This is a genomic window from Nocardia sp. NPDC060220 (assembly GCF_042727815.1).
GTDB lineage: Bacteria > Actinomycetota > Actinomycetes > Mycobacteriales > Mycobacteriaceae > Nocardia.
The window spans coordinates 1-8,094 of the sequence record NZ_JBHWZY010000257.1 but is presented as its reverse complement, the minus strand read 5'-3'; the positions used below and the strand labels follow the sequence as shown (position 1 = coordinate 8,094).

The following is an 8,094-nucleotide window of genomic DNA, read 5'->3' as shown; positions in this document are numbered from 1 at the left end:
AGCAGGGTTCCTTGGCGGAGCCTCCGTCGACGACGTTGGACCATTACTTGTCGGGATGCTCGAAGATCCAGACGAGCTCGTTCGCACCGAAGCGGCCGAAGCGCTCACTATGATCCAGTTTGCGCCTGCCGTCGGACCGCTGACATCGCATCTTCGATCCGACGATTCATGGATAGTCCGGGCGTCGGCGGCGGAAGCATTGGGACGCTATCCGGGAAGTTCGACAGCGGCGCTGTTCACGTGTGCGGACGATGATGACGAGCTGGACGAGGTTCGCAGGTACGCGATTCACTCTTTGGGTCAGACCCCGATCAATGACCCCGACAATAATATGGAAGCCCTTGTCAATAAGCTCGAGAACGACCCCGATCTCGGACTGCAGGTTCGTCTCGCCGCCTACCGAACCGGAGATAGGTCACAGATAGACGCGGTGAAGAATGCCGCTGCAACGATGAGTGAGTTCGATGCAAGTTTGGTCCTCAATGATATCGATGCTTTCCTGGACCATCCACGCCCACCGACACTGGAGGCCGATATTCCGACCATTGGCAACATTGTCGATATCATCGATCTCCGTTGGCCGTCCGAACGACCGCACGCCGCGAAAGTCCGGAACAGATTGCCCGACGTGGAGGGACAGTAGCTCATTCAGTTCATCGCTCCGCCTTCAAGCATGAGAATGCTACGAGACACCGTTCAACTCGCATGCGCCGATCTGCCCGGACCATCTCTTCGCCGAGGAAGACGTGGACCAGATCGTTGCTGGTGTCCGCAACATCCGGACGACACCCGTTCCCAGCCAACCCGAGACATCTGCGGCCGGCTGATCCCTCAGGGTTTGTTGGACATGGCGGCGATGAGGGAGTTGGGGCGCATGTCGAGCCAGTGGGATTCCACGTAGTGGAGACAGGAGGTTCGGGGGGCGGCGCCGAAGGCTACCGACCAGCCGCCGGGGACGGCGGCGAAGGTGGGCCAGAGGGAGTGTTCGCCTTCGGTGTTGACCAGGACGTAGAACTGGGCGTTGTCGTCGTCGAACGGGTTGGTCATGGGGTGGCCTTTCCGAGGAGGGTGCCGAGGTGGGCTAATGCTGCCGAGGTGCCTTCGATTTCGTGGTGGGCGAGCTCGCTCGTGCGGAACAGGCGGTCGCTGTGGCCGGTGCGGGCGGGCGGGAAGTGGGGGGTGAAGTCGGTGACGGTGACGCCGTGAGCGGCGATGAGGGCGGCTAACCGGGTGGGGTCGGGCGGTTCGGTGAGGACGACGGTCGCGCCGACTCGCAGGGGTAGCAGGTAGCCGTGCCAAGCGGTGGCGTCGCCGGTATGGGATTGGTGCAGACAGACATCGCGAGTGGTGAGGTGGTGGCGGGCCTGCATGGCGGTGACCCGGTGCACGGCGGCGGCATGGCTGATGGTGACGCTGTGCGTTGCGCCAGGGGGGAACAGCACGAAGGCGGGGTGCTGCGGCAGGATCGGGGCGCGATGTTCGCCGCGGGCGATGGGTTCGCTCGAATAGGTGGACAGAGATGCCCGATCGACCGTCACCGTCGGGATGTCGTAGGTGCCGAGGTGCTCGCGGGCGGCGATGGTCAGGGCCAGTGCCGGGTTGACGATCGGTGGGAGCCGGGGGTTCGCGGTGTCGATCGGTACCACGGTCCCACCGGCTTTGAGGACCGCGTACGCCGCGACCACGAACTCGATGGAACCTGGGACATCCACGAGCACAGCCGATTCCGGGCCGATGCCGAGCGCGGTCAGATGCCGGGCCAGCTGATTGGTGCGCCGGTCGAGGTCACCGTAGGTGATGATCGAGGTCGGGCCGTCGGTCGGCGCATGGACGACGGCCGGGTCGAAAGGGGTTGCGGCGGCTTGGGCTTCGAACTCGTCGAGCAGTAGTTCGTCGGCGAGACCGGTCGCGCGGGCATAGGGCCCGTCATCGATGCGGCCGACGAATTCGATCTCGGCCGTCCAGGCGTCGCCCGGCGGCCTGCGGCGCACGAGGTCGCCGGTGGCGAACATGCGGTCGTCCACCGGACCGATGGGGTTCGCGAGGAAGGTCGCCGCGGTGGCCTGTCTGCCGACGTATCCGCGCGCCAATTGCACACCGGAGACATAGAGTTCACCGATTTCGCCGTCGGCTACCGGGCACAGGTGCTCGTCGAGGATCAGCAGTTCGACATCGTCAGCGGCCGATCCGAACGGGACCACCTCCAGGTCGGCGCCGGTCACCTCGTGCGCGACGAACTCGCCCGCCGTCTCGGGCCTGCCGTAGACGTGCCACAGCGTCGCACCGCTCACCGCGCGCAGGGCGGCGGCGGTTTCCGCGAGCAGTGGCCCACCCGAGCCGAGCACCACGCGCAGCGAGTCCAGACGCTGCTCGGCATCGGGCAGTGCTGCCAGCTCGGCGAGCTCGGCATGATCGAAACATGCTGCGGTCACCTGCGTTTCGGCAATCGCGTCGGCGAGCACCGCCGACGGCGAGACCACCAGCGTGGCACCGGTTTGCAGCGCGAGCAGCATCTCCCCCACCGCGGCCTGGCCGGCCAGCGGTGCGTGCCAGAGCACCGAATCGCCGATACCGATACCGCAGAGGCGCTGGCGCCAGCTCGAATTGGCCTGCGCCGCGCGATGCCCGACGACGACGGCGGTCGCGGCAACGACATCGACGACCAGGTAGGCGGGGTTGTCCGCGCCCGGCCCCGGTAGCTCATCGGGGGTGACGTCGACCGTGGCGTCGGTGTGCACGACCGGGAACCCGGCGGGGTGCGGTGTTCCGTCGCTGGTGAGGATCAAGGCGGGCGCGGCCAGCGCGGCAGTGCGTCGCTGCACGTCACCGGGGCCGGTGGGGTCGAGCAGCACGAACGCACCGCCGGCGGCGAGCACCGCGTGCACAGCGACCACCAATTCCACCGAACGCGGAAGCGACACCGCGACAGTGGTTTCGGGGCCGACACCGTGCTCGAGGAGCGCGGCGGCCAACGCATCGACTCGCTCGGCCAGTTCGCCGTAGGTGAGACCGATTTCGCCGTCGCGCACCGCGAGGATGTCGGGTTCGCGGTCGGCGTAGGTGGAGAAGGCGGCGAGCAGGGTCGCCGGGTCACGTGGTCGATCGCCGTCCAGGTCACGCAGGAGCGCGGCGAGGGTGGCAGCGGTCGTGACCGAATCCGTGTGCGACATCAGAGTTGTCCTTCCGAGTCGTCAACCGACGCTGTCCCGGCGATTACCGCGGCAGCATCGGTCACCAGTGTTTGCAGAGTCGAAGTGAGACCGGCCGCGCCGAGTGCGGCGAGCACGCCGGGCACGAGGCCGGCCAGCGCGACGTTCACCAACGCTTCAGGTTTCATCTTCGCGCCCATCGCCCTGCTCACCGCGGCGAGCTTGGCGTCGAGTGCTCCGTAAGAGATGGCGTGCTCGCCGTGGGTGAATGCCACGGTCGCCGGCGCGAGCCGAGCTGCCGAGCCGACGAGGCCCGGAAGATCAGCGATGGTGTAGGTGGTCGGGGTCTTTTCGGCATCGGTGCGCAGGTCGATCGCGCGCACCGCCACGGTGGGGTCGGCGGCGACGGTGGTGAGTACCTTGCGGAATCGCTCGGCCATGGTCTGGACCGTCGACGCGTCGAACAGGTCTGTGGCGTAGCCGAAGTGGATGTCGAGGCCGTCCAGCGCGCCGTCGGCGCGATAGCGCTGCAGGGCGGTGAGATGCAGGTCGAATTTGGCCTCGGTGAGCCCGGGGTCCAAGGTCTGCACGTGGAGGCCGGGGAGCTCGATACCGCCGGGCGGCATGTTCTGGAAGGTCAGCATCACCTGGAACAGCGGGGTGTAGGCGCCGGTACGGGCGCGACCCACGGCGTCGACCACCTGCTCGAACGGAACATCGGCATGGGACAGCGCGGCCAGATCGCGGCGCTTCGCCTGGGTGAGCAGGTCGGTGAACGGTGCGCGAGCGTCGACTTCGGTGCGCAGGGCGACGGTGTTGACGAACATGCCGACGAGGTCGTCGAGTTCGCGGTCACCACGACCGGAGACCGGTGCGCCGATGGTGATGTCCGCGCTGCCGGATTGCTTGGCCAGCAGCACTGCCAGCGCGCTGTGGATCAGTGTGAACAGGGTGGTTCCGTTGGCACGGGCCACGTCGTCGAGGCGGGTGGTGAGTGCGGAATCGATGTCGAATTCGACCGTCGCGCCGCGCATTTCACGACGGGCCGCGCGCGGGCGGTCTGTCGGCAACGCCAGTAGTTCGGGTGCGCCGGCGAGCTCGCGGGTCCAGTAGGCGAGCTGCTGGGTGAGCACACTGCCGGGGTCGGACTCGGAGCCGAGCAGGTCGCGCTGCCAGGCACTGAAATCGCCGTACTGAATCGTCAGTGGGGCCCAGCCTGGTTCGCGCCCCTGGCCGCGATCCACGTAGGCGCGCACCAGGTCCCGGGTGAGCGGGTCGATCGAGTATCCGTCCGCGCTGATGTGGTGCACCACGACGACGAGGACGTGATCGTTGTCGCCGAGGCGGTAGAGGGCGACCCGGATCGGGGGCGCGGCGGTGATGTCGAAGGGCTGCGCGACGAGCGCCGCGATCCGGGTTTCGACATCGGCGGGCGCCACCGGGAGGGGGGTGAGGTCGACGGCGGCGGACCAGGCGGGCATCACCTGCTGGATCGGGCCGCCGGTGGTGTCCGGGTAGCGGGTGCGCAGGGTGTCGTGGCGGGCCAGCAGGTCGGCGACGGCCGCCTGCAGGGCGGGTAGGTCGAGCGCGCCGGTCAGGCGGATGGCGGCCGGGATGTGGTAGGCCGAGGACTGTGGCGAGAGCTGGTGCAGCACCCACATGCGCTGCTGCGCGGGCGAGAGGACCGCGGGCCCTTCGCCGGTGCGCTTGGTCAGCGGGGGGCGGGCGATGGTGCGATCGGCGGTGGCGAGGTGCGCGGCCAGCGCGCCGACTGTCGGTGCGTCGAAGACCGCGGCCACCGCGACGTGGACGCCGAGCGCGGCGCCGAGGCGGGCGGCCAGGCGGGTTGCCATCAGCGAGTTGCCGCCGAGGGCGAAGAAGTCGTCGTCGAGTCCGGCGGCGGCGCAGCCGATCACCTCGGTGAACATCTGGGCGACAAGCTGTTCGACCGCGGTGACCGGAGCGCGGAAGGCCGCTTCGGCGAACTGCGGTTCGGGTAGCGCCTTCCGGTCGACTTTGCCGTTGGCGTTGAGGGGCAGCGCGTCGAGTACCACCAGCGCCGCCGGAACCATGTAGGCGGGCAGGTCGGCGGCGAGCTCTCCGCGCAGGCGGGCGGCGATGGCGGGCTCGTCGCCCGGGGCCAGGTCCGCGACCGCCGCGTAGGCGATCAGGCGGGCGCCCGCCCGCTCGTCGGTCGTGGCGATCGCGACTGCCGCCCGGACTTCGGCGCAGCGCAGCAGGGCTGTTTCGACCTCGCCGAGTTCGATGCGGAAGCCACCGATCTTGACCTGGAAGTCGGCGCGTTCGAGGTATTCGACCGTGCCGTCGGCACGCCGACGGACGATGTCGCCGGTGCGATACATGCGCGAGCCGGTGTCGGCGAAGGGGTTCGCGACGAACCGGTCGGCGGTGAGGGCGTGGCGCCCGTGGTAGCCGCGGGCGAGCTGATCACCGGACAGATAGAGCTCGCCCGCGACGCCGATCGGGACGGGATGCAACCGGGCGTCGAGAACGTAGAGCGCGCTGTTCCAGACGGGAGTACCGATCGGCACGACGTGCGACAGATCCTGCGCCACTTCGTATTCGGTGATCGAGACGGCCGCCTCGGTCGGGCCGTACAGGTTGTGCAGGACCGCGGTGGCGCCGACGGCACGGAACGCGGTGGCCGTCGCCGCGGGCAGGGCTTCACCGATCGCGAGGACGGCGCGCAACGAAACAGGCAGCGCGGGTGTCGCTTCGGTGGCCAGGAGCATGCCGACGAGCGAGGGAACGGCATGCAAGACCGTGACGCCGTGCCGGGTCATGGTGGCGCGCAGGCGGTCCGGGTCGCGTTCGTCGCCGGGGCGGGTGACGATCAGGGCACCGCCGGAGGTGAGGGGTGACCAGAACTCCCAGACCGAGAGGTCGAAGGTGGCGGGGGTCTTCAGCAGCACCCGGTCGGCGGTGGTCATGGTGAAGCGCTCGCGCAGCCAGCCGAGCTGGTTGACGATCGCGGCGTGCGGAACGGTGACGCCCTTGGGCACGCCGGTGGAGCCGGAGGTGAAGATGATGTACGCGGGATGCTCGGGGCGCAGCGGGGCGATGCGCTCGGCATCGGTCACCGGCTCCGTCGAGAGTTCGCGCAGCGCGCGGTGGTCCAGCTCGAAGACCGGAACGTCCACGGCGATCGGCAGTCCGTCGGCGGCGGTGGTGAGCACGCACAGGGGCGCCGCGGTGGTGACGATGTAGGCGATACGGTCGGCCGGGTGGTCGGGGTCGATCGGCACGTACGCGCCGCCCGCCCGGACGACGGCGTGCATGGCGATGACGAGGTCGATGCCGCGGCGCATGGCCAGTACGACGGTGCGCTCCGGGCCGACTCCCTCGGCGATCAGGAGCCTGGCAACCTGGTTGATCTGTGCGTCGAAGGTGGCGTAATCGAGGGACTCGCCGGTTTCATCGTCTACCAGCGCGAGCGCGTCGGGGGTCAGGTCGCTCTGGCGCGCAACCAGTTCGGCGAGGGTGGTGGACTCGACGGGACGGGCGGTGTCGTTCCATGTTTCGAGCAGCAGCTCGCGGTCGGCACCGAGCATGTCGAGGTCACCGATGGCGGTCTCCGCCGCGCCGCTGACGGATGCGAGGATCCGGCACAGCTGACCGGCGAGGCGTTCGGCTGTTTCGGCGTCGAACAGCTCGGTGGCGTAGCCGAGGGCCATCTCGATTCCCGCCGGGGTGCCGTCCGCGGTGTAGTTGTCCAGGGCGAACAGATGCAGGTCGAACTGCGCGACACCGGCATCGAATTCGACAGCGGAGACGGACAGGCCGGGAAGTTCGAGCTGAGCGCGGTCGTGGTTCTGGAACGAGTAGCCGACCTGGAACAGCGGGTGTCGCGCGGTGGAGCGGGCGGGGTTGAGCACCTCGACCAACCGCTCGAACGGCACATCGGCGTGTGAGAACGCGGCGATGTCGGCGGCCCGCGCGGTGGCGAGCAGTTCGGTGAACGGGGCGTCGCTCACGACCGGGGTCCGCAAGACCAGGGTGTTGACGAACATGCCGATGACCTCGTCGAGCTCGGCTTCGCCGCGGCCCGCGTTCGGGGTGCCGACGGCGATGTCGGCGGTACCGGAGATGCGGGCCAGCAGGGCCGCGAACGCCGCGTGCACCACCATGAACAGGGTGGCGCCGTTGTCGCGCCCGAGCGCGGACAGCGCGGCGTGCAGGTCGGCGTCGACGGTGAAACTCACCTTGTCGCCGCGCAGGGTCTGGCGGGCGGGGCGGGGACGGTCGGTCGGCAGGGCCAGCTGGTCGGGAAGTCCGGCCAGCTGGGTCTGCCAGTAGCCGACCTGCTGGGCGGCGAGGGATTCCGGGTCGGCTTCGTCGCCGAGCAGGTCACGCTGCCACAGCGCGTAATCGGCGAATTGCACGGCGGGCGGCGCCCAGCCGGGGGCGGTGTCGGCGAGCCGGGCGGTATAGGCCCGCATGAGGTCGGCGACGAACGGGGCGATGGAGGAGCCGTCGGCGGCGATGTGGTGCAGGACGCCGGCCAGCACGAATTCGGTGTCGTCCACCCGGAACAGCCGCATGCGCACCGGGATCTCGGTGGTGACGTCGAAGGTGGTCTCGGCCAGTTCGCGAATCGCGGCCGGAAGCGCTGCCTCGCTGGTCGCTACCGGTGTGAGCGTGTCGCCCATGGCCGCTTCGGTGTTCACCGGTGGAGCCAGGGTCGGCATCGCTTCGGCGGCAGCGACGATCGACTGCGCGGGTGTGCCGTCGACGTCCGGGTACACGGTGCGCAGCGATTCGTGGCGGGCGACCACGTCGGCCATCGCGGCGCGCAGCGCGGTGACGTCGAGCGCCCCACTCAGGCGCAGCGCGAACGGGATGTTGTAGGCCACCGAGGCGCGGTCGAAGCGGTTGAGGAACCACATCCGCTGCTGGGCCGGGGACAGCGGGAGCAGCTCGGGGC

4 protein-coding genes are annotated in these 8,094 nt (G+C 69.1%); 1 reads left to right on the top strand and 3 read right to left on the bottom strand.

The genetic code is table 11. The features are described from left to right. A partial coding sequence (locus ACFWF3_RS15520) for a HEAT repeat domain-containing protein (protein ID WP_379314195.1) occupies positions 1 to 643 on the top strand: 643 nt, incomplete at its 5' end. A gap of 188 nt (positions 644 to 831) precedes the next feature. Here the strand turns inward: ACFWF3_RS15520 and ACFWF3_RS15515 are convergent. The 3 genes from ACFWF3_RS15515 to ACFWF3_RS15505 all read right to left on the bottom strand — a co-directional run. Then, on the bottom strand, positions 832 to 1,047 hold the full coding sequence (locus ACFWF3_RS15515; RefSeq protein WP_056814159.1) for an MbtH family protein: 216 nt from the start codon (positions 1,045 to 1,047) through the stop codon (positions 832 to 834). Beyond that, the gene (locus tag ACFWF3_RS15510) at positions 1,044 to 3,170 is read right to left on the bottom strand and encodes an AMP-binding protein (protein WP_379314194.1); all 2,127 of its coding nucleotides are present in this window, start codon (positions 3,168 to 3,170) and stop codon (positions 1,044 to 1,046) included. The genes ACFWF3_RS15515 and ACFWF3_RS15510 overlap by 4 nt, the downstream gene beginning before the upstream one ends. Beyond that, positions 3,170 to 8,094 (bottom strand): amino acid adenylation domain-containing protein (locus ACFWF3_RS15505; protein WP_379314193.1); only part of this gene is annotated, 4,925 nt, incomplete at its 5' end. The genes ACFWF3_RS15510 and ACFWF3_RS15505, both read right to left, overlap by 1 nt.